Below are 24621 nucleotides of genomic sequence, written 5' to 3'. Positions count from 1 at the left end.
TTGCGCCGTGATAGATATAGACATTGAGCAGCTCCTTGATGACATATACGGCTCGCAAGAGGAGCCGATCGGACTTCGTGACTGTCTCCGCGTCCTGGCAACCCCGTTGGCGCCCTTGGGAGTGACAGACATCTGGCTCACGCGAATGGACGGGAGGCTTCTGGGTTCCTCACTCGAAAGTCCGCCTGATCTGAGAAGGTGGATCTGTGGAGACAACAAAGACCCACACCTGAAAGAGTCTGGGGGGACGCATCTCATCCGGGTCGCCGTAGGGTGCGAGGAGCAGGGCTGGGGGATGCTAATCACCCGATTCCGGGACCCATCACCACCTGAAACCATGGAGCAGAAGATGTTGAGTGTGCTCCCCTGGCTCAAGGCGGCCGGGGTGCTCGCGCTGCAGATCAGCGTTCAGGCGAAGGCCCTCCGTGAGACGGAAACCCGTCTCCAGCATCTCAGGCGACGAGACGACGCCTTCCAAATCAAGCATCGCAGAATGGTTGCTACGATCTTGGAGGAGCGGGACACCCGACTTAGCGAGCAGCGTACGTACCTCGAGCGTCTCCAGAAAGAGGTCGAGGATCGGACCCAGGAATTACGCGACCATGCCAAAGCGTTGGAATCGACTAACAAGGCGTTGGAGAGAGCCAAGGAACAGGCTGAAGCGGCGAACCTTGCCAAGTCCGAGTTCCTCGCCAGCATGACCCATGAGCTACGCACTCCGCTAAATGGCCTGATGGGCTTTCTCCAGCTGGTCCTGAAGGGGTTGTGCGAGGGCCCGGATGAGGAGCGCCAGTGCGCCGAGCGAGCCATGGAGTCGGCCAGGCACCTCCTCACCCTTATCAACGACATTTTGGACCTTGCCAGGATCGAGGCGGGGAAGTTCCAGCTGGAGCTGACCGCCGTATCCCTTGCTCCGCTGCTCGAAGAAGTCTACCGGCTTACCCAGGTTCAGGCTACTCAGAAGGAGATCCGGCTGCATGTCGAACCGGTGAAGGGGGTTACGGTATGGTCGGATGCGGATCGCCTCAGGCAGGTCTGGCTCAACCTCATCGACAATGCCCTGAAGTTTACACCCGCCGGGGGGCAGGTGACCATCCGGGCCACCCCCCAGACAGCCATGAGGCAGGTCCTCTGCGAGGTAGCCGACACCGGGATCGGCATCCCACAGGCCAAACAGCAGCTTATATTCGAGATGTTCACCCAGGCCGATGGGAGCACCACCCGCAAGCATGGAGGCACCGGGCTCGGCCTGGCCATCACCAAGCACTTGGTCGAGCTCATGGGGGGGCACATCGGGGTCGAGAGCGTGGAAGGGAAGGGGGCACGGTTTCTCTTCACCCTGCCCCTGCCGGCGCAGTGGGAGCGGAAGACTGGCGCGCGCCCTCGGCGTCCGGCCTCCGTCACCGGACCCACCAGCTGAGAGCGGACGAGGAGCGAGGCACATGGCGCGGATCTTGGTCGTAGAGGATGATCCAGACAGCGCGGTGGTGATGCAGCGAATGCTGACCAAGAGCGGGGGGCACCAGGTTGAGGTGACGGAGGATGCGGCCCGGGTCGTGGCGCTATGCCGGGCCGGCACGGTGGATCTCGTCTTGATGGATGTCTCCCTGACCAACAGTCGCTACCAGGGCGAGCCGGTCGACGGCCTCCAGCTCACCCGGATGCTCAAGGGTGATCCCGAGACGGCGCATCTACCAGTCCTCCTGGTGACGGCCCATGCCATGCAGGGGGATAGGAACCGCTTCCTGCAGGAGAGCGGGGCTGACTGCTACGTCGTAAAACCGATCGAGGATTACGAAGGCTTCCTCCTGACCGTGAACGAACTGCTGGTTCCCCGACAGAACAAAGAGCCCAGGTCCGAGGGCCGAGTGGTGGTCTCCGCTGAAACCAGAGAGCCCGCAGAGCGAAGGGCGCTCTCTCATGCATTGAGGAAGCATCTTTTTTCTCTCAAGGGCTCCCTTGAGCTGGTCCTCCAGAAGCCCGACGAGCTTCAGCCTTCCATCGAAGAACTCGTCGCCATCGCGCTTCGGAATACGAATCGCCTGATGGACCTGAGCGAGGAGATCCTTGCAACCGTTGGAGCGCCAGCGGGGCAGCCTGTCGACGGCAGATGGGAAGAACTAGAGTCTGCCGAGTACGTGGCTAACCTCTTGGAGCCGCAGGAGTTACTCCCACACCTCGAGCAAATGGGTCAGGGTGGGAAGAAGGTTCTCGTCGCGGATGATGACTTGGACGTGGTGCGGGTGCTCAGAGGATTCCTCGAAGCCCGAGGCTACGAGGTTATCGAGGCGTTCGATGGGAGAGAAGCCCTGGAGCAGGCCGTGCAGGACAGGCCCGACCTCCTTCTTCTCGATCTCGACATGCCGCGGATGGACGGATATGAGGTACTCTTTCACTTGAGACGTAATGAAGAATTGAAACACATCCCGGTCGTCATCTTCAGCGGTTGTGACTGGGGGAGAGAGATGACTGCCAAAGTGCTCGGGGCGAGGGGGTATTTCAGAAAGCAGTCCAGATCAAAACTAGTCAAGGAGACATGTGATACCCAAGAAGTTACGGGTCGTGGATGACGTATCCGGTACCCTGGGTCGGATTGCCACGCAGAACACGGGTCACGGTCTCGCATGGTCACATCGAAGCCTTGCACTGACTATTCACTGATGAGAGACAGGAGGAACACGGCATGACGACCACGATGCAGAAAGTCATCCTCGTGGTCGAGGATCATCCCCAGAATCTCGAGCTCGTCACCGATCTTCTGGAGAGCGCTGGTTATCGGGTACTCACGGCTACGACCGCGGAAGAGGGATTGACGTTGTCCAGCACTCATCGCCCGGACTTGGTTCTTATGGATGTCCGGCTCCCTGGGCTCGATGGCCTGGAGGCTACGAAGATACTCAAGGAGGATCCGGCTACTCGAGCAATCCCGGTTATCGCACTCACTGCCTATGCCATGCCTGAGGACCGGCTGCGGATCCGGGACGCGGGGTGTGAAGGGTATCTGACCAAACCCCTTAAGATTCCCCTTCTTCTTGAACAAATCGATTCGTACCTCGGTCACAGGACCTCAGGGGTCGGGTAAAAAAAGCTAAAGAGTATTCGCCCGCCTGCCGATAACCTATCGTGCATGTGCCCCCACCTTGTTTCCTCTGAAAGCGGAGAAGCCCTGTGAAGATGCCGGAGCATGATGACCCCCATGCCACCCCCCCCTCTACTGGGAAGGAGCCGGATCCCGTCCCCGCGAGGGGCGGTCCTCACGCCTCATGCGGCGCCTCGCCATGTTCAGATCGAGTAGATTTCTCACGAGAGTTGCGTCTTGCCCGCGCGGAGCTTACCCGGCAGCTGGAAATCCGCGAGGAGCTGGTGGCGGACCTCAAGCGGAGGTTGCAGGGAGGGGCCTTTAAGGTCGATGGGGAGAGGGTGGCGGAAAAGCTCCTTCAGGAGATCGACTTTGGCTGGCCCGGCGATCCCGCTCCCATCGGGGAAGATTAGTCGTGGATGAGAAACTGTTCGATGATCTGGCCCAGGTCCTCCGCCAAGAGATGGATTGTTACGAGCGGCCCTTGGACCTCCTCCGGGAGGAGAAAGGGCTGCTGATCAAGGGGGATCTCGTGGCGTTGGGCGAGCAGGTGAAGCAGAAGGAAACCCTGGGTCTGAAGGTCAAGGTGCTGGAGGAGGCCCGCCTGGGGCTCATGCGTAAGATCGGTGCCTTGGTCGAGCTCCCGGAGCGAGAGCTGACCTGCTCCAAGCTGGCCGAAATGGTGCCCCCTTGCTGTACTCCTTAGTATCAGGCGCTCCTTGCCAGGTTTAAACAGCTCATCGGACAGGTGGCCACGGTCAACGAGCAAAACGGGTTGCTTCTCGAAAGCTCCTCGATCGGAGGTGCGGCCACCGTGATCCAGCCCGGCATTGTGGACTTTCTCCGGTAAACGCGATCCCCGGTCTCTCGGTGATTCTTTGAGTCCCTGCTCCTCCTCCCCGTTCCTCCTACCGATGGTCCGTTCAATTTTCCTCTGCACCCCATGCCCCGATATATTCTCTACTTTGGATCCGTAGCTCCCTGGTAATACAGCAGTCCACCCACGCGCCCAACGGAATAGGGATTGCATGCCCTTTGCCCCAAATCCCGGCGCGTGTGCATCACCGTTCAACCCGCATCGATCTAGAGAGGGAGGACGTGGTCGAGCGACCACCTTTTCTTGCTACAGCAAGTTCGAGTATGATGAAAAACCCTATCGAGCATGACTCAGTCGGATGGGGGGATTAGTCTAGGGGGTGTAGGGGCTAAAGGCTATGTCCGTTGATATTTGGTTGCTTCTGCGAGGCTGATTTTGTCGATCAAATCCACGAAGACGCCTATTACCGGAAAGATCCTAATCGTAGAGGATAACCTGGACCTCCTGTCGCTGCTTCACCGGGTCCTCAGAGCGGAGGGCTATGAAGTGATTATGGCTGTCAGTGGGGAGGAGGCCTTGGGCAGGGCGGAGGAGCTCCCTGATCTGATCTTGATGGACATTCGCCTGCCCGGGGAGATTGACGGCCTCGAAGCGACCAGACGGCTGAAGGCGGACTCTCGGTTTACCCGAATCCCTATCGTCGGCATGACGGCCCAGCTGATGGAGGAAAAGGCAATTGCCGGCTTCAATGAATTGCTCTTCAAGCCCATCGAGGTAGACCACCTGATTGCCATAGTCGGACGTTGGATGGGGGAACGCCAACCGAAGAACTAACAGGGGGACGGAAACCGAAGCCGACGAGCCTAGTGTGACTCGTGGTCGCCGGACCTCTGAGGAGGTGCTGGCCGAGCTCAAGCGTTGTGCCGGGACCCAATTCGACCCTGCCGTGATTCATCTGTTCTGCCAAATTGCCCAACACAGCCTTCCGGACTGAGCCGCTCCTATCTTCATCGGGCAAAACGCCCTCGGGCGCCACGAACACCCAACGCCACGGATCTTCGCCCTCCTACGCGGACAGAGTCCGGGAGTCCCTCTTGGCATATCCGGGTACCGCCTTCAGCCAAATCAGAATGATTTCCTCCCGGGAAGGTTTCAGAGGTATATCGCGATAGGCACGAAAAGGGGGACGCGCTCTCGGGCTTGTAGAATGCGGGTTCGGGGTGCAAATGGGTGCTATGGGTATGGGTACAATGTCCTTGGCTTTACAGGCCATCGAGAACAGCTCGAGAAGTGGGATCTTCGGTGGTAACGATTGATTTTTGTTTGTACCGCCGTCAGGTGTGGGGCTGGCTCGTGTCTTGCAAACCACCTCCGGCTCCGAGCGAGACACGCGGCAACGCGCATCAAAAAAGGCAAAGAACCATGAGGGTCCCGGGCACAAGGCCATGAGCCCCCATCCAGCCGCGAAGCCGAGGGGATCCCGTGGCAGCATCAAAGAGGGGCACGAGGGTCGCCGACTCAACCGAGCGGCGGTACCCTCTCGGGCGAGGGCCGATCCATAATCGGTCGCCGTCGTGAGGTCGTGACGCAGGCCTTAGTATGCCCGAGCGCGAACATGCCTTTCTCCATACGCAACAACGTGATGCCCGGGGAGGTAGCGTCTCGTCTCCTCAGGCCAAACTGCGCCACCAGCTGGGTGCGTGCGCCCGAATTCTCTCCAGAATATTCCCGCTTGCATTCAAACTTACCTTTCATCGCGTCATCCCTATTTGGTTCCTCGTCTTCCTCACACCCTGCGGCCTCACCGCGGTTTGCGCCATGTCGCGGGGCCTGGACCTGTCTCTCAGGGCGGTGAAGTGCGTCGAGGATTTGTGATTGACAATCGTGAAACTCCCACGGGATTCAAGGTCATGAGAGAGACCCCGATCAGAGTCCTGTTGATCGAGGATGACGCCGGCGATGCTCACATGATTCGGGAGACGTTGGCCGAGGTGACGACCGCTCCGATCGACGTGCAATGGGTTGATCGGCTCGTGCCCGGACTCGAGCACCTCGCCACAGACGGGGTCGACGTGGTGCTACTGGATCTCTCGCTGCCGGATAGCCGGGGGCTGACGACACTCGTCAGAGCAAGTGCTCGAGCACCACAGGTGCCGATCATTGTGCTGACCACCTTGGACGACGAGGCGGTGGCCGTCAAGGCGGTCCAAGAGGGGGCTCAGGATTATCTGGTGAAGGGGGAGATCGACAGTAACCTGCTGGTGCGCGCCATGCGGTATGCCATCGAACGCAAACGTGCAGAGGCGGAACTACAAGGGTACGCCCGTGAGCTGGCTACGAAAACCAAACACCTGGATGCTCTCGCAACGTTGAGCTGCACGCTGAGTGGCTCTTTCGATCTCCAGCAAGTGTTAAACTTTGTGGTAGGCGCAACAGTCCGTCTCCTCGGCGTCAAGGTCGCTCGGCTCTGGCTCTGGGACGAGGCCACGAAGGTGCTCCACCTCGCGGCATCGGCGGGCGATCCGGATCTGGTGGCATATCATCGGCAGGTCCTTCGGCCCGCTGAAGGGATGGAGGGGCTGGCCTTCGAACGCCGAGAGACCCTGGCAACGGGTGCGTCGGGGACCGACCCCCGATTCCTGCACCAGGATGGGGGCCACGAGAATGGGATCTGTGCCAAAGCAGCCGTCCCCGTATTGGTCGGCCAGTCGGCCGTGGGAGTCCTCACCGCTGCCCGACGGGACCCCCAATCCTTTGACCCAGACCAGCTCATCCTCCTCGGCTCTCTCGCCGCCCAGGCGGCCATTGCCATCGAAAACGCTCGCCTATTGCAGGAAACCCAGAGGCGCCTGAAGCGAGAGCAAACCCTGACGCATGAGCTCAAGAGGATTGAGTCAGTAGCAGCACAGCTGACCTCTGACCCCGACCTCTCTCTCATCCTGCATCCCATCGTCAGTGCGGTGGCCCAGACATGCGGCACAGAGATGAGCGCTGTGCTCATTGTTGATGAGGAAAACAAAGAACTCGTCCGTGGCGCTACCATTGGCCTCCCGGATGAATATGTCCACGCTATCGCCTGCGTCCTTATTGGACCGACCGCTTACAGACATGAAGAGGTCATGGTCGAGAACACCAGGATCGACCCTGTGACGATCCCGTATCTAGATCTGTTAGAGCTATATGAAATCCGGGCGATCTGGTCCGTTCCCCTTCGGGATAGTCGCGGTCGCATCCTTGGAACATTGGCGACGTGCTTTAACAAACCGTATCGACCCAGCCAGGAGCAGATCGAACTTGTCGAAATGTATGCGCGCCACGCGGCCATCGCGCTTGAGAATGCCCGACTCTTCCAGGAGATCCGTTTGCAGAATCGGGGCTTGGTGGCGCTCAATCGGGTGGCCCAAACCGTGAACCGCTCCCTGAACCTGCACGAGATCCTAGAGGCCTCCCTCGATGCAGTGCTGCAAGCGGTAGAGGTCGAGGCGGGCATAATCCGCCTCTGGGACGAGCGCGAGTTGGCGCTGGTCGTGGCCGCGCACCGGGGGATCAGGACCGGGTATCTGGCCGGTATGCACCATCTCAGGCTGGGAGCCGGAGTTGCCGGGAAGACCTTCCAGCGGGGCGAGCCTGTCATCGTCGAGGACATCGGGCAGTATCCTCACCTCACAGACGTGACCGAGCGGGAAGGAGTTTGCTCCCTCGCCAGCATCCCGATCCGGTCCCGGGCGAGGGTGGTCGGCGTGATTAGCATCTTGAGCCACGTCCCGCACCGATTCACTCCGACCCAGATCGATCTGTTGACCGCCATCGGCAACCAGCTTGGGACCGCCTTTGAAAACGCCCGGCTCTTCGAGGAGAGCCTTCGGGGAAAGGATCGCCTCGCCACCCTGTTGGAGATCAACACGAAGATCGGCGCGACCACGCAGATTGATGAGATGCTCCAAACCATCACGGAGGAGGCCGCCCGCCTCCTGGAGGCCGGCGGGGCGGGATTTCGCCTGCTGGAGGGAGATCGCCTGGTGATCCGGGCGGTCAGCGGGGTAGCTCGCCACGTGATGCTCCGCTCCGAGCTAAAGCTCGGGGAGAGTCTCAGTGGACGGGTCGCGGCAGAAAATCGGCCCCTCTGCCTGCACGATGCCAGTGTCCCTTCACCGTGGTTGGAGGAGCACAGAGTGGCCGCACTCCGACTCGGCGTCAGGAGTGTCATGCTCGTGCCCGTGCGGAGGGGTGATCGGGTCATCGGAGTCCTGGCCATCCAGAGCAAGGCGAGCCGCTACTTCACCCAGGAAGACGTGGATCTGGCTATGGCCTTTGCGGACCAGGCGGCAATCGCCATTGAGAACGCCCGCCTCTTCCAGCAGATCGCGAAGGCCAAACGGGAGTGGGATATCACCTTCGATACTATCGCCGATGGGATCGCCCTTTTAGATGAGCGGGGTACCCTGGTGCGGGCGAACAATGCATTCGGCACCTTATGGGAGGCCCCCCTCAAAGGGCTCATCGGCACTGCCTGGCACGACGTGGCCAAGCGGCTGGAGTTGGTGGCGCCCTGCCCTCACTGTGTGGCCTGGCAGACGAAGCAGCTCGCCTCGGCCGAAGCCCGCGTTCCTACGTCGAGTCGGATCCTTGCTTTGACTGCCTTCCCCATTCAGCCGTGGGAGGCTGTCCCGGCTGAGCTCACCGCCGGGACGATTCTCGTCATCCGGGACATTACGGTCGAACGGCAGAGAGAACGGCTGGCCATGTTAGGACACCTGGCGGCTGGGGTGGCCCACGAGATCAACAACCCGTTGAGCGTCATTTTGGGATTTTCCCAGCTTCTCCTCAAGCGGGCGGATCCCCACAGCGAGACCTATCACGACCTCAAGCTCATTGAAAAGCAATCCCGGGCGTGCCGGCAGATCGTGGAAGACCTTCGTCATCTCGCCCGCCCGCTCCCCCTAAAGCGGGAGCTGGTCAATCTCAATCAACTCATCCAAGAGACTCTCGAACCCCTTGAACCTAACCTGGCCTCTCTGAAGGTGCAGGTGAGACTGATTCCGGACCCCCACCTCCCCCCGCTCTCGGCCGATCGAAGGCTCCTCGGCCAGGTGCTTCTTAACCTGACGACAAATGCAGCCGATGCCATGCCGGAGGGAGGCACCCTTACGATTACAAGCCAGGTGAAGCAGAAGGACATCGTGGAGGTCGCCGTAACAGACACGGGGGTCGGGATCGCCCCGGAGCACCTGCGGGGGATCTTCGACCCCTTCGTGACGACGAAACCGGCCGGCAAGGGGATGGGGCTAGGGCTATCGCTCACCGCCAGGATCGTTGAAGATCACGGGGGCCGCATCGAGGTCGAGAGCAAAGTCGGGTGGGGGAGCACCTTCCGCATCCTCCTCCCGCAGCTCGAGACCCCGGAGTCCAATATCCAGACTGTCGAACGGTAAACCTTTTTCCCGGCGAGGTGCAGAACATGAAGGCGCACATCCTAGTGGTGGATGATGAAAGGGACTTCCTCACCCTCGTCCGGGGGAGCCTGGACTCCGACCGGTATGAGGTGTGGACGGCCAAGAATGGCGAGGAGGCCCTCAAGCGGATCAGGCAGACGCCCTTGGATCTGGTCCTGAGCGATCTGGTCATGCCGGGGATGAATGGCCTGAGCCTCCTGCAACGGATCAAGGAGATCAACGCTGAGCTCTCGGTCATCATGATCACAGGCTTCGGAACCATCGAGACGGCCGTGGAGGCCATGCGCCACGGGGCCTACGATTACCTCACCAAACCCTTTGAGCAGGACGAGCTCCAGATGCGGGTCGAGCGGGCCCTGGAACGGGTCCGGCTTCTGGAAGAGCGACGGTATCTGCACCGGGACCGGATCGAGCGGGACAGTTTGGAGCAGCTTATCGGTCGGAGTCCGGCCATGGTGAAGGTACGAGAACTCATCCGGCAGGTCGCCCCGGCCTCCGCCCCTATCCTCATCACGGGGGAGAGCGGAACGGGGAAGGAGTTGGTCTCCCGTGCACTCCATCTGCTGAGCCCTCGACGGGAGCGTCGATTCGTCGCCATCAACTGTACGGCACTCCCGGAAGCCCTTTTGGAGAGCGAGCTATTCGGCTACGTCAAAGGTGCCTTCACGGGGGCCATCAAGGACAAGCGGGGCCTCGTGGAGGAGTCGGATGGTGGAACCCTTTTCCTCGATGAGATTGGCGATGTCAGCCCGGCCTTTCAGGGGAAGCTGCTCCGCGTGCTCCAGGAAGGGGAATTTATGGCAGTGGGATCGACGAAAGTGAAGCGGGTAGACGCCTGGGTTATTGCCGCCTCCAATCAGGACCTCCGGGCGAAGGTAAAAGCGGGGGAATTTCGTGAGGACCTCTTCTACCGGCTGAACGTGATCCCGATCGTGCTTCCCCCCTTACGGGACCTGAAAGAGGATATTCTCTTGCTGGCTGATCATTTCCTCAAGAAGCATTCCCAGCGCCTGGGGAGAGGGGTTCCATCGATTGCTCCTGAGGCCCTGGCGTGGTTGCTCCAACATGACTGGCCGGGGAACGTTCGCGAGCTCGAGCACGTGATCGAACGGGGATTGATTCTCAGTCAAAAGGGGACCCTCACGCCGGAAGACATCTTACCCCCCGAGCTTCCTCAGGCTAGCGCTCAAATTTCAGATCTTGCCCTTCCCTATCGGCACGCACGCCAAACGGCCTTGGACGCATTCAATAAAAAGTATGTGGCTGCCGCGCTTCTCAGAACCCAGGGCAACGTCACGAAAGCCGCCGATGAATGCCGACTCGAACGGCAGTCTTTTCAGCGGCTCATGAAGCGGGCCGGGATTCACTCGAAGAAGTATCGCTAGCCCGCATTATTCACGAACGGAGTGCCTTCGTGAATAATGCGCCTGCAGGTGCGGGCTCGGCCGCACCAGCAGGTTTCGACAGGCCGCTCCCGCGGCCTGCTCAAGGCTAGCCCTGAGCGACGCCTCGCAAACGCGGGGCGGAGTCGAAGCCCCTATGTCGGACTATTCACCTCTTCATGAATAATCCGGGCTAGGGTGCCAGCAAAAAGCTGGCACTTATCTGCATTACCCTCCCTCAGCAAAACTCGCGATCTTTGGCCATTTTCACTCCTTCACCTGTTACACCTGCCATCGAATTGATGACACCCTCTTGCTTCCCTCTCTTGGCGTAACAGACCGGTCGCACGATAAACTCTTCTGAAATTGATCATTTGAGAAATCCCTCGCCAATGGCACGTTCCGTGCTTCGGAACATGGTCGTGGCTCAGGAGATATTAAGACAAGTTGACACGACAAGTTGACAAGACAAGTTGGCAGGACAAGTTGGCAGAGAACGGCGCCAAAAGGAGACGGGCCTGATCGAAAGAAAGGAAGAAAGAACCAAAGAATGTCCAAGCAGCTCGCGTAGAGTGAGGAAGGAGGCTGTCAGTCTGGGGGTGAGGTTGATCGGACTCAAGCCGACCATCGTTCACTATCGTGAAGAGACATCCCCCTTCAACGCGTTTCCTCAACGGATCGTATCACCTTCTTCTTGGAGCTCCTGTTGCCGGACACGGATGGAAAGACTCGGCGGTTGGAGGCGGGAGAAGGACTGGTTCTCCAAAAAGCGGTGAGCGGTGGCATGGGCGGAAGACACGGATACCCGGGACATATCTGTTATCGGGCCGCTGGCGAGGGAGGTCAAACTTTCCTAGCCCGGCATGCCTTGCCGTCCTGCTTCTTCTCCCGTTCTTGGCCGTTCACTCGAATTGGGCTGGTAAATCAGGACGTACCGCTGTTGGCGGTGTGGCATGATCGTTGCCTCCTACAGGGGGCCGGGGCGTCGAAGTCCGAAGAAAAACCGTGCACCTCGAATTTGTCACTGTCAGCGTTGCACCTACTTTGGGGCCGAACATTGATCATTAACGATCCTGCCACTCGCCCCGGGGACGTTGGTCGCCTTTCGTCCCATCGAAAAGAGGCCTGTTCTCTCTCCATGAAACGCGTCTTAGAGACGAGCCAGGAGTTGAACAGTGCCTCCCTCCGCGGGAGGGAAAAATGACGCCCAAGACGCTCTCCGTACGCCACAATCTCGTGGACCAGCGTGGGGGCCAGGGTGAACGGGAGGGGGCGAGTGTTTTGTCGGCCCTCGGAGAGATGGCGATTACCCTTGCCCACGAGATGCGTAACCTTTTAGGGAGTGTCGAGCTGTGTGCCGACATCCTGGTAGCCGAGCTGAAGGACGACGTGCAGCGGCGGGATCTGGCCCAAACTCTCATCGAGGGGGTCACCGCCCTTAATGGCATCGTAACAAACCTGTTGACCTTTGCACATCCTTGTCGACCCCTCTTTGCCCAAGTCGCCCTCCACGCCGTTCTCGACGAAGCCATCGTCTGCGCCGGATATGCCCTAAAGGAAAAGCGGATCACGCTGGTGAAAGAATATGCTCCTGCCGACCCAGTGACCCGTGCTGACAGGGAGCTCCTCAAGCAAGTGTTTTTGAACCTTATTTTGAACGCGGTCCAGGCAATGCCCGAGGATCGGCACCTGACAATCTCCACCCGAGTGAGTGGTGGGAAATCAAGCACGAGAAGGACCGAGGTGCGTGTCGAAGATGCGGGGATGGGGATCCGACCAGAGCACCTGAACCGGATCTTTGAACCCTTCTTCACCACCAAGGCCCGGGGGACGGGGTTGGGTCTGGCCCTCGTTCGGCGGATTCTGGACCAGCACCGGGCGGCCATCCAGGTGGAAAGTGAACTTGGCCGCGGGACGATATTCACGATCGTATTCCCGGACCCAACGGAAGTGATCCATGTTCGATAAGACTTCTGGGCTCTTGACACTGGTCCCGGACGTTGAGGTGGTACCACCAGAGGTCAGATCCTGACACGGCATGAAACCGCAAGCGGTAGTTTCAGACAGGCCTAAAGGAGGAATCTAAGATGATACCTCACCAAGTCCTGGTGGTTGACGACGAGCCGTTGATGTGTCGGTCCCTCTCGACGACGATCCAGCGCTTGGGCTACGAGGCCACCTCGGTCGGGAGCGGGAGGGAGGCCTTGTGCCAGCTTGAGCGGTCTCCAAGCCGGTTGATCTTTTCCGATATGCGGATGCCGGGAATGGATGGATTGGAATTCCTGAGGCGGGTGAAGGCCGTCCGGCCGGAGATCTTGGTCATCGTGATGACCGCCTATGGTTCGGTGGAGACCGCCGTCCAAGCTATGAAGGAAGGGGCTACTGATTTCTTGATGAAGCCCTTTTCAATGACCAAGGTGGAGGAGATCCTCGATCGTACCTTGGGCCCAGGTGGTCAGGGGGCGCTGGTGCGGCGGGAGGAAGGCCCCGTCCATTCGGTGGCGGGGTTCGTCAGCCGTGATCCCAAGGTCCGGGGAATCCTCATGACACTCGAGCGTGTGGCGGGGAGCTCTGCCACCGTGTTAATCCAGGGCGAGAGTGGGACAGGGAAAGAATTGGTGGCCCGGGCGGTCCACGCTTGGAGTAAGCGCCCCGGTCCTTTCGGTGTGGTGAACTGTGCCGCCATCCCGGAAACCCTCTTGGAATCTGAGCTCTTTGGCTTTGAGAAGGGGGCCTTCACAGGAGCCATTTCCCGCCGCATTGGGAAGTTCGAGGCCGCCCATCGAGGCACCCTGCTCTTGGACGAGGCCGGGGAAACTCCCCTGCCCCTTCAAGCCAAGCTCCTGCGCACCCTTCAGGAGGGGGAGGTTGATCGGGTCGGGGGGAACAGGCCGGTAAAGGTTGACGTGCGGGTGGTGGCCACCACCAACCGAAACCTCCAGGAGGAGGTTCGGGCAAGCCGCTTCCGGCAGGATCTCTATTTCCGCCTCAAAGTTGTGGCCGTAACGCTTCCTCCCCTGAGAGAACGCCCTGGCGACATCCCCATTCTCGTAGACCATTTCTTGGCGAAGTACAGCCGGGGCGGTCAGGTTCTGAAGGTCTCCAAGGCGGCAATGAGCAGGCTCGAGCGCTATTCGTGGCCAGGCAACATCCGCGAATTGGAGAACTGCCTCCATGCGGCGGTCCTGCTTACCGATGGGGACACGATTCGGCCTGAGGGCCTTTCCCTCGACGAGAATACTTCCTCGATTGCGCCGGGCTCTTTCCGGGAAATGGAGAGGCAGCTCATCGTGGAGACCTTGGAGCGGGTAGGGGGGAATCGGACCCGAGCGGCCAAGCTGCTCGGGCTCTCGGTCAGGACCATCCGAAACAGGCTTCGTGAGTACCGGCGGGGCGTCGGGAAGCGGCGGTAGGGAAAGGGTAGACCCTCGGTTCTCACATGCGAAGAGCCACTGGAATCGCACGAGAAGGGAAGGAGGAAATCACGGCCCTCTGGCAGGGATATCGTCAGACCCGGAATCCCTGCCTGAAGGAGGCACTCATCAAGCGCTACGTTCACCTGGTACGATTTGTCGCCGGGCGGATGCGCATCTGTCTCCCCTCGCACATCCGGATGGAGGAACTCGAAAGCCCGGGGATCGTGGGCCTCCTCCTGGCCGTCGACGGCTTTGATCCGAATCATGGGGTCGATTTCTCAACGTACGCCCAGCCCCGAATCAGGGGTGCCATCCTCGATGAGCTGCGAAAGCTGGATCCTCTGCCGCGTTCGGCCCGGCAAAAGGCGAAGGGGATCGAAAGGGCTTTAGTGGCTTTAGAGCAGCAGCTGGGCCGCCAGCCTGAGCATGAGGAGGTAGCCGCCCATCTTGGACTGAGTCTGGAAGCGTACTATGAGATGCTTGGCGAAGGGAACGGCTTCAGGGCGTTCTCCTTGAATGACCGGCGGACCGCCTGGGCTGAAGACGAGGCAGATTTAATCCCCAATCCGATGGGGGATCCTGGGAGTGATGGTCTGCCACGGGACCTCCTGGTCAGGGAACGCCAGGCTCTGCTGGGGCAACTCATCGACACCCTCCCCTCGGATGAGAAGATGGTCATCGGGCTCTACTATCAGGAGGGTCTAACGATGAAGGAGGTCGGGGCGGTCTTGGACGTATCCGAATCCCGCGTGTCACAGCTCCACAGCTCGGCGGTTCTCCGGCTCCGGACGCGCCTTCGCCACCACGGGATCGGACGTCAGGATCTCATGTAAGGGCGATTGCCCTTCAGGGGTGAACCGCGGGGCGTCTGCTATCCTCGGCGCCCCGCGCCCGTTGGGGAGATGTCGAGCTCTGCGAACGGCTTCGGCAACGTCTCGGAGGAAGGGGTGTCACACCCTTTGGGGAGACCGCCCCGATGCCTGGATGACAGGGCGTCGGGGGCGGACGTCCGATGGAGCCGCACGATTGGCGATCGACGGGGCGGCCGTGGACGGTGAGGCAAGCAGTATGCTTCGGGGGGATGGTCCCCCCCGGGGGGAAATAACTATGGTGGCGGATATCTCTTCGGAGGGTCCAGGGCAGATCCTCCCTTCCGAGAGAGTCCCCCTGGACCGCGAGTCGGGGGGCTCCCGTCGGGCCAGGCCCGCTCATGGCGAAGTGATCGCTCAGTTACAGCGTGAGAGGAACCTGTACGCCAAGACCCTGACTGAAATCTCCCGACGCTATGAGGAAAAGATCGAGGAGCTCACTCACATCCGTCGGACCTCCGATGTCCTCCGGGATGCAGTGGACTTGGACAGCACATGTCGGGCCCTGGTGGACAGTGTCCTGGAGCGGATCAAGGCAGAGGGATGCACGCTGATGCTCATGGACGCTGCCTCCGGCTCGCTCGAGGTGAAAACCGCCGGGTGCTCAAGAGATGGGGGGGACGCAACTTCCGGAGACGAGCGTGACTTGTCTGTCACCTTCCCCTTCCAACAGGATGCAGTGCGTCGTGCCGTGTCCGAGAAGAGGCCGATCCTCGCCACGGATACGGGAGACGGGAAATTGCCGTCGCTATACCTCCCGATCGTCAGCCGTGATATAGTCATCGGCCTGTTCGCGCTGCACCACCTCGGCCCCGAGATATTCAATGATAACACGATCCGGATCCTAACCATCCTCCTAAACCACGCCGCGGTAGCCGTCGAAAAAGCCCGACTCTATCAAGATCTCAAGGAGTATTCAGAGGATCTGGAGGCCAAGGTGGGGGAACGAACCCAGGAGCTCCAGATGCTTATCGAACGATTGGAGGAGGCTTCCCGACATAGATCCCAATTCTTGGCCAACATGTCTCATGAACTCCGAACGCCATTGAATGCCGTCATTGGCTTCTCGGACTTGCTCCTGACCCAGGCCTTTGGCCCCTTGAACGAGAAGCAGGCTCGGTACGTGAACCACGTCCTTACGAGTGGTCAGGACCTGTTGGCCCTGATCAATGACATCCTGGATCTTTCCAAGATTGAAGCGGGCAGGATGGAGCTTTATCCCCAGGCGGTCCCCCTCGAGGAAAGCCTGAAGGCCTATATCGATATGGTAAGGCCCCTCGCTGCGAAGAAGGACTTGCCTATGACCCTCAGCGTGGAGCCGGACACCGTCTACATTTGGTGCGACCATGTGCAACTGAGGCGGATCATGTACAATCTCCTCTCGAATGCCATCAAGTTTACCCCAGCTGGCGGAACTGTAGCGGTCTCCGCCCGATGCATTCAGGGTTCAGCGTTCAGGGTTCAGGAATCGAAGGAACCTGACCATGAACCATCGACCATGAACCATGAACCACGCGGAGATTTCGTAGAAATCCGCGTGCAGGATACCGGGATCGGGATTAGTCCAGAGGATCAGGGGCGGATCTTTCTGGAATTTGAGCAGGTGGCAGGCTCACACCAGCGCCAGCTGCAGGGGACTGGTTTAGGGTTGGCCCTGACCAAAAAGCTGGTGGAGCTTCACGGGGGGAGAATCTGGGTCGAGAGCGAGGTGGGAAGGGGAAGCACCTTCACGTTTACTCTTCCGAGGTAGAGTCAGGATTCCTGAATAAGCGGCCACCGCGGCTCTCGATGATTTAAACCCCTCAGCCCCGGTCGAGACCAAAACCAGAGAAATCCCCCCACCCAACTTTCTACTTGACATCCCGACCCTCCTACCCTAAACGTTTTGGATTGCGAAACGATCATGGCCGTCTCATCGGCGTCCACGTGCGTTGTCCGGGGGCTTCCCTCGCAGAGGGCAGCCGTTATTGCTACAATCCTCCAACGAGAAGATCTCGGTCCAGGGCGGATTACGGGCGTCGTGACTTCCCCTCATGTCTGGGTAGTTGCTGAGAATGGGTTGTGTGGGGTATACTAAGAGATACCAGCCGGTTCGGGCCCCTCGTGGCCTACGCATATTCATTGGGACTTTTCGCGAGCTCTCGTGCTTCAGGCGCGAGGTAAAGCGAGAGTGGCGGAATAGGCAGACGCGCGGGATTTAGGATCCCGTGGGTAAAACCGTGGGGGTTCAACTCCCCCCTCTCGCACCAGTGAAGGAGCAATGAAGGTTAGCGTAGAAGAACTATCGGGATGCAAGCGAGCCCTGACTGTGGAGGTCCCACCCGAAGCGGTCCGTCCCACCGTGGAGGGCGTGTATCGGAAGCTGGGGCAGCGGGTCGCGCTTCCGGGCTTTCGGCGCGGGCGGGTACCCCGGGATATCCTCGAGCATCGGTTCAAGGACGAGATCCGGGAAGAGATCCTGCAGGAGGTGATTCCGTCCACCTATCGGCAGGCTCTTGAGGAGTCCCAACTGGCCCCGGTGGGTCTTCCCACCGTCGAGGAGGTCTCTTTTCAGCTGGGGGAGCCACTCCGATACCGGGCCGTCGTGGAGGTCAAACCTCTCCTCGAGATCAGAGACTATCAGGGGGTGACGGTCTCCCGAAAGAAGGTGGAGGCCACCGACCAGGAGGTGGAAGACCACCTCAAGGCCCTCCAGGAGCAAGCGGCAGAGTATGTCCCGATGGAGGGCTGGCCGGCCTTCAGGGAAGACCGGGTGATTGTCGATGCACAGGGTTTCTTTCATGGGAAGCCCGTGAAGGACCTTCAGGTGAAAGATTTTCCCTTGGAGCTAGGAGCGGGACAGTTGCTTCCAGGGGTGGACGAGCGGCTGGCGGGCGTCCAAAAAGGGGAGGTCCGAGATGTCCCGGTGAGTTTTCCCCCCGACGACCCCAGGAAAGACCTGCGGGGCAAGGAGATCCTGTTTCGGTTCACCGTGAAGGAGATCAAGAAGAAAAAGGTTCCGCCCCTCGATGACACTTTTGCCAAGGCTGTGGGTGAGTGCGAGACGTTGGTAGAGCTCCGGGATAAGATTCGTCAAGAGCTTCTCAACAAAAAGGAGCGCGAGGAGGAACAACGACTCAAGTGGGAGGTGGTCGAGAAGATCGCGGCCGCCCACCCCTTCGACGTCCCTGAAGGTATGGTCCGCCGTGAGATGGAGGGGATTCTTCATGAGTTTTCCCGCGCGGTGGGGGCCCGTCCAGAGCGACTCGAGGGAGACATCTCTTTCCGCTTGAAGGTAGAAGAGTCCGCCCGGAAGCGAGTCAAGCACACCCTGATCCTGGAGGCCATCGTCCGGCAAGAAGGAATTGCGGTCGATCCCGAGGAAGTGGAGGCCGAGGTAGAGCGGCTCGCCTCGGTAACGGGCCAGACGCCGGATGAGCTCAAGGCACACCTCGACCGCGAAGGGCGCATGGAAGCGCTCGGGGCGAGTCTCGTTGAGCGGAAGGCCCTCAATTTTCTCTTTGCTCGAGCGAAGGTTCTGGACAATCATGACCTCATTACCCTCCCGTAAAGGGAGGAGCCCCGGTTCCGGCCGGGGGGGGAGAGGGGATTCGACTATGTATCTCGTGCCCATGGTAGTGGAACAGACAAACCGGGGAGAGCGCGCCTACGACATTTTTTCCCGCCTATTGAAGGATCGGATTGTCTTCCTGGGGCAGTCCATGGACGATGTCGATGCCAACCTGATCATCGCCCAGATGATCTTCCTGGAAGCCGAGGATCCGGAGAAAGACATCCACATGTACATCAATTGTCCGGGTGGCTCCGTCACGGCAGGCCTCGCCGTCTACGACACGATGCAGTATATCAAGCCCGACATAGAGACCATCTGCATGGGGCAGGCAAGCAGCATGGGGGCGCTCCTTCTCGCGGCGGGAAAGAAGGGGAAACGCTACTCGCTGCCTCATGCCCGGATCATGATTCATCAGCCCCTAGGCGGGGTGCAGGGGCAGGCGACGGACATCGACATCATGGCGCGGGAGATCCTCCGGGTCCGAGATGAGGTAAACGGCATCCTTGTCACACACACGGGCCAGACCCTTGAGAAAATTCGGCGAGATACGGAACGAGATTTCTTCATGACCGCCGATCAGGCGAAGGAGTACGGCCTCCTCGATGAGGTGATCGTCTCCCGGGACGCGGGGGGGGTTCCAACTGAGACGCTGGTGCGCGGGTAAAAACAACAGGAGAGGGAAATGGCCAAGCCGATCAAACAGGGCGGAAAGCTGACGTGCTCCTTCTGTGGCAAGAACCAGGATGATGTCCGCAAGCTGATTGCCGGCCCCACTGTCTACATTTGCGATGAGTGTATCGAGCTCTGCAACGACATTATCGCCGAGGAACTCGAGGAGGAGCGCGGCAAGGCCCTGGGTGATCTTCCCAAGCCGGCAGAGATCAAGGCCATCTTGGACCAGTACGTGATCGGGCAGGAGCGGGCCAAACGGACTTTGGCGGTAGCCGTGTATAACCATTACAAGCGCATCAGCGCCCGGGCCCGTTTTGACGATGTAGAGCTTGCCAAGTCCAACATCCTCCTCATCGGCCCGACGGGCTCGGGGAAGACCTTGCTCGCCCAGACGTTTGCAAGGATCCTGGACGTTCCCTTCACCATCGCCGATGCCACGACGCTCACGGAAGCGGGATATGTGGGGGAAGATGTAGAGAACATCATTCTTCGTCTTCTTCAGGTGGCCGACTACGACATCGAGCGCGCGGAACGGGGGATCGTCTATATCGACGAGATAGACAAGATCGCCCGGAAATCCGAAAATCCCTCTATCACCCGTGATGTGTCCGGGGAGGGAGTCCAGCAGACCCTGTTGAAGATCCTCGAGGGGACCATCGCCAACGTTCCGCCCCAAGGGGGACGGAAACATCCCCAGCAGGAGTATCTCCAGGTAGATACCACCAATATCCTCTTCATCTGTGGAGGTGCCTTTGTGGGGTTGGAGAAGATGGTCGAGGCCCGGATTGGCCACAAGGCCATGGGCTTCCGGGCTACCGTTCAAGGGCGGCGCGAAAGGAGGATCGGGGAAACCTTAGCCGAAGTCCAGCCTGAGGACCTTCTCAAATACGGTCTGATCCCCGAGCTGGTCGGGCGGCTTCCGGTGGTGGCCGCGCTCCACGAGCTCGACGCAGCAGCCCTGATTCGGATCCTGGTCGAGCCGAAGAATGCCCTCCTCAAGCAGTACCAGAAGTTTTTAAGCTTCGAGGGGGTCAAGCTGACGGTCCTCGAGGAGGCGGTGCAGGCCGTGGCACAAGAAGCGGTGCGCCGAGACACCGGAGCCCGAGGTCTTCGGTCAATCCTTGAGGATATCATGATGGATGTCATGTACGAGATCCCCTCCCTGACCGGGGTGGCCGAAGTCATCGTCGGTCGGGAAGCGATCATGGAGCGGAAACGGCCCATCCTGCTCTACCACAAAAAGAAGGCCGAAACGGCATAGCCTTTTCCTGGCTTGCATCGTTTTGGGCTTTCTTCCCCCTTTTTTCTTGACACTCTACGCTGTGTCCAGTAGGTTTTGTTGTGCATGTGTATCCATCCCCAGAGGGTGGTGCATGACCTCAAAGCAACCTATCTGGACGATTGCTCTGCTTCTTCTGGTGCTGTCGCTCGTCTTGGGGGCCTGTTCGAGTGGTCCCTCCCTGCAGCCTGCGGCCGACGCGGAGGGTCTGTTCTGGCGGGCCAACTACGATTTTATGCGGGGGCGGTATAAAGAGGCTCGGGAGAAGCTTCGCCTCTTTGTCACCCAGTTTCCCGACAACCCGGCCGTGCCTGAAGCCCGACTCGGGATTGCCCGAACCTACTTTGAAGAGGGCAATTACGGACAGGCACGGGTCGAGTATGAACGCTACCTGGCACTGCATCCTCGCCATGAGCGCCTGGATGAGGCTTTGTATTACATCGGTCTCAGTTACTTCCAGCAGATGGAAAAGGTGGGCCGGGATCAGACCGCCACCGGGCGGGCGGTCGTCGCCTTTCGAAGACTAATTACCGAAGTCCCCGGCACGCCGTACGGAGAAGATGCAAAGGCAAAAATCTTCATCGCCCGCCGCCGCCTGGCGGCACAAGAATTCTATGTTGGCCTCTTTTACCTCAAGCGGGACAAGTACAAGGCGGCCATAGGCCGCTTCCAGTGGTGCCTGGACCAGTACCCCGGAACGGGCCTCGAGCCCAAGGCCCTCTACCATATTGGCGAGGCCTACACCCGTTTTGAGGAGAATCAAAAGGCCGAAGCAGTCTACCGGCAGGTCCTGGAGAAATACCCCGACTCTCGTTGGGCGGTGGAGGCTGGAGACCGCCTCGGGGTCCAGGTGGTGGTCCAAGCGCCGAGCGAGGACGACAAGTACCCCGATGAATCCAGTGGGGGAATAGGGGGCTTTTTCGAGGAATCCTGGGATGAAATTAAGGCCGCCTTCCGGAACACCCTGAGATCCCCCACCATCGAGTAATCCCTTCGACATGGATCCCCCCCAGTTAAGGCAGCAAATCCAAAAGGCGACGGTCCTATTTCAGTCGGGGCGGTACGACGAGGCGGAGGCTTTGCTCCTCGAAATTGTCAAGCGAACTCCTCTGTATGCCAATATTTACAATATGTTGGGCTTCATCTATTCCCAGCGCAATGTCCCGGAGAAGGCTGTGGAACTGTTCCGCCAAGCCCTGAGCATCAACCCCGCGTACACCGAGGCGCGACTCAATCTCGCTATCACGTTGGCCGACATGGGGGCGTACACCGATGCCCTTCAGGAGTATGGGGTGGCCAAAGACCGAGAGCAGGCCAAGGCCCCTACGCTCCCCACGCATGCCCAAGCACGACTGGCCAATGCCCATGCAGAACTTGCCAAGGCCTACCAGGAACTCAGTCTCTATCCTCAGTCGGTTCAGGAGTATGAAAAGGCCATCGCCTTAGCCCCCAATTTTCCTGATCTTCATTGTAACCTGGCTCGGTGTTACATGGAGGCAGGAGATCCGGACCGGGCACAGGCCGCCCTGGAACGGGCATTGGAGCTTCATCCCGCGTATGCTGATGCCCTCGTCCAGCTGGGGGTTCTCCATTATCAGCGGCGTGAGACCTCCGAGGCTGTTTCCGTCTGGGAAAGGGCCTTGACCTCCGATCCGGGCAACGTGTTAGCCCAGATCTACCTGCGCAGGGCCCGGGAGGGGGGGGCGGGAGACTGACCCCGCTGCCCATGACCTCGATCCTGACAGAGACTCGTCGGCTCCTCACCACCCATGGACTTCGGCCCAAGAAACGCTTGGGCCAGAGCTTCCTCGTTGATCGAAACATCCTGGGAAACATCCTGAAAGCGGGGGAGGTACACCGGGGGGATCGAGTCTTGGAGATTGGGGCTGGGGTCGGGACGCTGACCCATGCCTTAGGCGAGCGCTGTCGTCGGATCGTCGCAGTCGAAATCGACCCCAAGCTCTTTCAGATCCTTCGAGAGGTGCTTGGAGACAAAACGCAGGTGACCCTCGTGCATGGCGATGCGCTGCGTCTTGACTTCGGGCACCTCTTGGGGGAGGAGAGGCCCTGGAAAGTCATCGCGAATTTGCCTTACTCCATTGTGACTCCCCTCATCACGCGCCTGCTTAACCTAACTAATTGTTTTTCTCTCCTCCTCCTGATGGTGCAGGAGGAGGTGGCAAAGCGGTTAATAGCTTCCCCTGGGAAGAAGACCTACGGGTCACTCACCGTCCTGGCCCAGTATTACGCCGATGTTCGGATGGTGGCTCGCGTCCCTCGGAGCGCCTTTTATCCCAGGCCCCGGGTCGACTCGGTGCTGTTAAGACTTGAGCCCCTCCCGGCACCCCGCGTAGCCCCAAGGGATCCCGCCCTATTCTTCCGTCTGGTCCGAACCGCCTTTACTCACCGGCGGAAGACCCTACAGAACTCCCTTATGCGATCAGGGTGGGTCTCTCTGGATCGGGAGGAAATTCAGGCGATCCTGAAGCGGACAGGCATTGACCCCCATCGCCGTGGAGAGACATTGACCTTGCAGGAGTTTCGGGTACTGGCAGATGAACTCCTCGCGGAAATTAAGGGTGTGGCGGTCTAATGGCTCTCGCGGGCCATAGTTCACGGTTCAGGGTTCATAGTTCACAGCCAGCACGCTGGGACGCCAGGAGGCCAGGAGGCCAGGAGGCTAGGAGGCTGAGACGGCTTCCTAGGGGGGTTTGCTGATAGCGGATGGCTGACTGCGGACAGCTGACGGCTGACCGCTGACTGCTCCAGCGGTTGCTGATGGCTGATAGTCGATCGCTGATAGCTTCAAAATGGCTGACTGCTGGTTGCTGATATAGGAGGCAGGGATGTTTCATATGGCACGGGAAGAAGACATCAAGGCGGGTCGGGTCACCGACGTCTATTTCCTGAGGACCCTCGAGATCCTCGAACAGAAAAAAATCAACGCCACCGCAGTCGCCGAGGTGGCCTTAAAGGCCTTCCCCGATTCCCGGACGTGGGGCATCCTCGCCGGAATTGAAGAGGTAACTAGCCTGCTGGAGGGGTTGCCCGTCGACGTCGACACTTTCCTCGAAGGGGCGTCGTTTCGGACCGGAGAGCCGGTCCTTACCATCGAAGGCATCTATCGGGAATGGGGACACTACGAGACGGCCATCCTCGGTCTTCTCTGTCAGGCCTCGGGGATTGCGACCAAGGCGGCCCGGTGTAAGAAGATCGCTGAGGGCCGCACCGTGATCAGCTTCGGGGCCCGGCGGATGCACCCCGCACTCGCACCCATGATCGAGCGGAACGCGTTTATCGGAGGCTGCGATGGGGTGGCAGTCGTGAAATCGGCCGAGCTCATCAAGGAGGAGCCGGTCGGAACGATGCCGCATGCCTTGGCCTTGATCCTGGGAGATACGGTGGAGGCGGCCAAGGCCTTTGATACGGTCATCGACCCGCGGGTAAAGCGGGTGGTGCTCATCGACACGTTTAACGATGAGAAATTCGAGGCGGTCCGGGTGGCAGAAGCCCTCGGAGATCATCTGTTCGCCGTGCGGCTGGACACGCCGGCTTCCCGACGGGGCAATATGTTGGAGATCCTCAGGGAGGTCCGATGGGAGCTGGACTCTCGGGGGTTTTCCTGGGTGAAGTTCTTCATCTCGGGGGGTCTGGATGAGTCGGAGATCCGGCAGCTGAACCCGGTGGCGGATGCCTATGGGGTTGGAACATCCATCTCGAACGCGCCGGTCATGAATTTCGCCCTGGATGTCGTCCAGATCGATGGACAGGCCAGAGCCAAGCGGGGAAAGCGTTCCGGGCGAAAGGCGGTGTACCGGTGTCTCGGCTGCCGGGAGCGGTGGGTGCTCCCCGCCCACACCTCTTCCCCTTCCTGCCCCTGCGGCGGTACTCTCGAATCGCTGCTCGTTCCCCTCCTCCGGCAGGGACGGCTCATCCGAGAGCTCCCCAGCACCCAAGAGATCCGGTCCCGAGTCCTAGACGAGCTTGAGCACCTCCCCCTGTGACGACTTAGGGGAAGCCTGAGGCGAGGGTCCTGTAGTGTGATCGAGGTGCGGTCAGGATCGAGGTGGGAGGGAACTGCATGCGGAGGGGCCACGGCCG

At 59.8% G+C, this 24621-nt stretch carries 19 protein-coding genes, 1 tRNA gene and 1 pseudogene; all 21 read left to right on the top strand.

Features of this window, described 5'->3' with window-relative positions; translation table 11 throughout:
* Positions 1-7: 7 nt before the first annotated feature.
* The 21 genes and pseudogenes from O6929_12620 (at position 8) to O6929_12520 (ending at position 24524) form a co-directional block, all read left to right on the top strand.
* Positions 8-1420, top strand: a complete 1413-nt coding sequence (locus O6929_12620; GenBank protein MCZ6481224.1) for a HAMP domain-containing sensor histidine kinase — start codon at positions 8-10, stop codon at positions 1418-1420.
* Between the two features lie 22 nt (positions 1421-1442).
* Positions 1443-1829, top strand: a pseudogene (locus O6929_12615) (response regulator).
* A 357-nt stretch (positions 1830-2186) separates the two neighbouring features.
* Positions 2187-2570, top strand: coding sequence for a response regulator (locus O6929_12610; protein MCZ6481223.1), 384 nt, complete (start codon positions 2187-2189; stop codon positions 2568-2570).
* Between the two features lie 113 nt (positions 2571-2683).
* Positions 2684-3082: a response regulator gene (locus O6929_12605; protein ID MCZ6481222.1), complete on the top strand. Its 399-nt coding sequence runs from the start codon at positions 2684-2686 to the stop codon at positions 3080-3082.
* A gap of 92 nt (positions 3083-3174) precedes the next feature.
* The gene (locus tag O6929_12600) at positions 3175-3492 is read left to right on the top strand and encodes a flagellar biosynthesis anti-sigma factor FlgM (GenBank protein MCZ6481221.1); all 318 of its coding nucleotides are present in this window, start codon (positions 3175-3177) and stop codon (positions 3490-3492) included.
* Positions 3493-3494: 2 nt separating this feature from the next.
* Positions 3495-3785 carry a flagellar export chaperone FlgN gene (flgN, locus tag O6929_12595; protein ID MCZ6481220.1) on the top strand — a complete coding sequence of 97 codons (291 nt, stop codon included), beginning with the start codon at positions 3495-3497 and terminating at the stop codon, positions 3783-3785.
* A gap of 546 nt (positions 3786-4331) precedes the next feature.
* Positions 4332-4730, top strand: a complete 399-nt coding sequence (locus O6929_12590; GenBank protein ID MCZ6481219.1) for a response regulator — start codon at positions 4332-4334, stop codon at positions 4728-4730.
* 1037 nt (positions 4731-5767) lie between these two features.
* Positions 5768-9328 carry a GAF domain-containing protein gene (locus O6929_12585; protein MCZ6481218.1) on the top strand — a complete coding sequence of 1187 codons (3561 nt, stop codon included), beginning with the start codon at positions 5768-5770 and terminating at the stop codon, positions 9326-9328.
* A gap of 26 nt (positions 9329-9354) precedes the next feature.
* Positions 9355-10734: a sigma-54 dependent transcriptional regulator gene (locus O6929_12580; GenBank protein ID MCZ6481217.1), complete on the top strand. Its 1380-nt coding sequence runs from the start codon at positions 9355-9357 to the stop codon at positions 10732-10734.
* A gap of 1197 nt (positions 10735-11931) precedes the next feature.
* On the top strand, positions 11932-12699 hold the full coding sequence (locus O6929_12575) for an ATP-binding protein (protein ID MCZ6481216.1): 768 nt from the start codon (positions 11932-11934) through the stop codon (positions 12697-12699).
* Positions 12700-12818: 119 nt separating this feature from the next.
* Positions 12819-14144 (top strand): sigma-54 dependent transcriptional regulator, encoded by a 1326-nt coding sequence (locus O6929_12570; protein ID MCZ6481215.1) that lies wholly within the window; start codon positions 12819-12821, stop codon positions 14142-14144.
* 26 nt (positions 14145-14170) lie between these two features.
* Positions 14171-14980, top strand: a complete 810-nt coding sequence (locus O6929_12565) for a FliA/WhiG family RNA polymerase sigma factor (GenBank protein MCZ6481214.1) — start codon at positions 14171-14173, stop codon at positions 14978-14980.
* A gap of 151 nt (positions 14981-15131) precedes the next feature.
* A complete protein-coding gene (locus tag O6929_12560; GenBank protein ID MCZ6481213.1) occupies positions 15132-16766 on the top strand; it encodes a HAMP domain-containing sensor histidine kinase in 1635 nt (544 codons plus the stop codon).
* A gap of 414 nt (positions 16767-17180) precedes the next feature.
* Positions 17181-17265 (top strand) — tRNA-Leu (locus O6929_12555).
* 11 nt (positions 17266-17276) lie between these two features.
* Positions 17277-18566 carry a trigger factor gene (tig, locus tag O6929_12550; GenBank protein MCZ6481212.1) on the top strand — a complete coding sequence of 430 codons (1290 nt, stop codon included), beginning with the start codon at positions 17277-17279 and terminating at the stop codon, positions 18564-18566.
* A 46-nt stretch (positions 18567-18612) separates the two neighbouring features.
* Entirely contained in the window at positions 18613-19233 is a 621-nt protein-coding gene (gene clpP, locus O6929_12545; GenBank protein MCZ6481211.1) for an ATP-dependent Clp endopeptidase proteolytic subunit ClpP, read from the top strand.
* Positions 19234-19251: 18 nt separating this feature from the next.
* A complete protein-coding gene (gene clpX / locus O6929_12540; protein MCZ6481210.1) occupies positions 19252-20502 on the top strand; it encodes an ATP-dependent Clp protease ATP-binding subunit ClpX in 1251 nt (416 codons plus the stop codon).
* 112 nt (positions 20503-20614) lie between these two features.
* Complete coding sequence (locus O6929_12535; GenBank protein MCZ6481209.1) at positions 20615-21508, top strand: outer membrane protein assembly factor BamD; 894 nt, start codon at positions 20615-20617, stop codon at positions 21506-21508.
* A 10-nt stretch (positions 21509-21518) separates the two neighbouring features.
* Complete coding sequence (locus O6929_12530) at positions 21519-22235, top strand: tetratricopeptide repeat protein (GenBank protein MCZ6481208.1); 717 nt, start codon at positions 21519-21521, stop codon at positions 22233-22235.
* An 11-nt stretch (positions 22236-22246) separates the two neighbouring features.
* Positions 22247-23113 carry a 16S rRNA (adenine(1518)-N(6)/adenine(1519)-N(6))-dimethyltransferase RsmA gene (gene rsmA / locus O6929_12525; GenBank protein ID MCZ6481207.1) on the top strand — a complete coding sequence of 289 codons (867 nt, stop codon included), beginning with the start codon at positions 22247-22249 and terminating at the stop codon, positions 23111-23113.
* Between the two features lie 253 nt (positions 23114-23366).
* The gene (locus O6929_12520; GenBank protein MCZ6481206.1) at positions 23367-24524 is read left to right on the top strand and encodes a nicotinate phosphoribosyltransferase; all 1158 of its coding nucleotides are present in this window, start codon (positions 23367-23369) and stop codon (positions 24522-24524) included.
* The last annotated feature ends 97 nt before the right edge of the window (positions 24525-24621 follow it).

It is taken from the genome of Candidatus Methylomirabilota bacterium (assembly GCA_027293415.1).
In the GTDB taxonomy this organism is placed as follows: domain Bacteria; phylum Methylomirabilota; class Methylomirabilia; order Methylomirabilales; family CSP1-5; genus CSP1-5.
This window is presented reverse-complemented; position numbering and strand designations above follow the sequence as displayed.

Bases quoted from the DNA above. Each gene is read 5' to 3' on its own strand.
- O6929_12610 (MCZ6481223.1), top strand. From the start codon at position 2,187: ATGGGTCAGGGTGGGAAGAAGGTTCTCGTCGCGGATGATGACTTGGAC.
- O6929_12605 (MCZ6481222.1), top strand. From the start codon at position 2,684: ATGACGACCACGATGCAGAAAGTCATCCTCGTGGTCGAGGATCATCCC.
- O6929_12600 (MCZ6481221.1), top strand. From the start codon at position 3,175: ATGCCGGAGCATGATGACCCCCATGCCACCCCCCCCTCTACTGGGAAG.
- O6929_12580 (MCZ6481217.1), top strand. From the start codon at position 9,355: ATGAAGGCGCACATCCTAGTGGTGGATGATGAAAGGGACTTCCTCACC.
- O6929_12575 (MCZ6481216.1), top strand. From the start codon at position 11,932: ATGACGCCCAAGACGCTCTCCGTACGCCACAATCTCGTGGACCAGCGT.
- O6929_12570 (MCZ6481215.1), top strand. From the start codon at position 12,819: ATGATACCTCACCAAGTCCTGGTGGTTGACGACGAGCCGTTGATGTGT.
- O6929_12565 (MCZ6481214.1), top strand. From the start codon at position 14,171: ATGCGAAGAGCCACTGGAATCGCACGAGAAGGGAAGGAGGAAATCACG.
- O6929_12560 (MCZ6481213.1), top strand. From the start codon at position 15,132: ATGACAGGGCGTCGGGGGCGGACGTCCGATGGAGCCGCACGATTGGCG.
- tig (MCZ6481212.1), top strand. From the start codon at position 17,277: ATGAAGGTTAGCGTAGAAGAACTATCGGGATGCAAGCGAGCCCTGACT.
- clpP (MCZ6481211.1), top strand. From the start codon at position 18,613: ATGTATCTCGTGCCCATGGTAGTGGAACAGACAAACCGGGGAGAGCGC.
- clpX (MCZ6481210.1), top strand. From the start codon at position 19,252: ATGGCCAAGCCGATCAAACAGGGCGGAAAGCTGACGTGCTCCTTCTGT.
- O6929_12535 (MCZ6481209.1), top strand. From the start codon at position 20,615: ATGACCTCAAAGCAACCTATCTGGACGATTGCTCTGCTTCTTCTGGTG.
- O6929_12530 (MCZ6481208.1), top strand. From the start codon at position 21,519: ATGGATCCCCCCCAGTTAAGGCAGCAAATCCAAAAGGCGACGGTCCTA.
- rsmA (MCZ6481207.1), top strand. From the start codon at position 22,247: ATGACCTCGATCCTGACAGAGACTCGTCGGCTCCTCACCACCCATGGA.
- O6929_12520 (MCZ6481206.1), top strand. From the start codon at position 23,367: ATGTTTCATATGGCACGGGAAGAAGACATCAAGGCGGGTCGGGTCACC.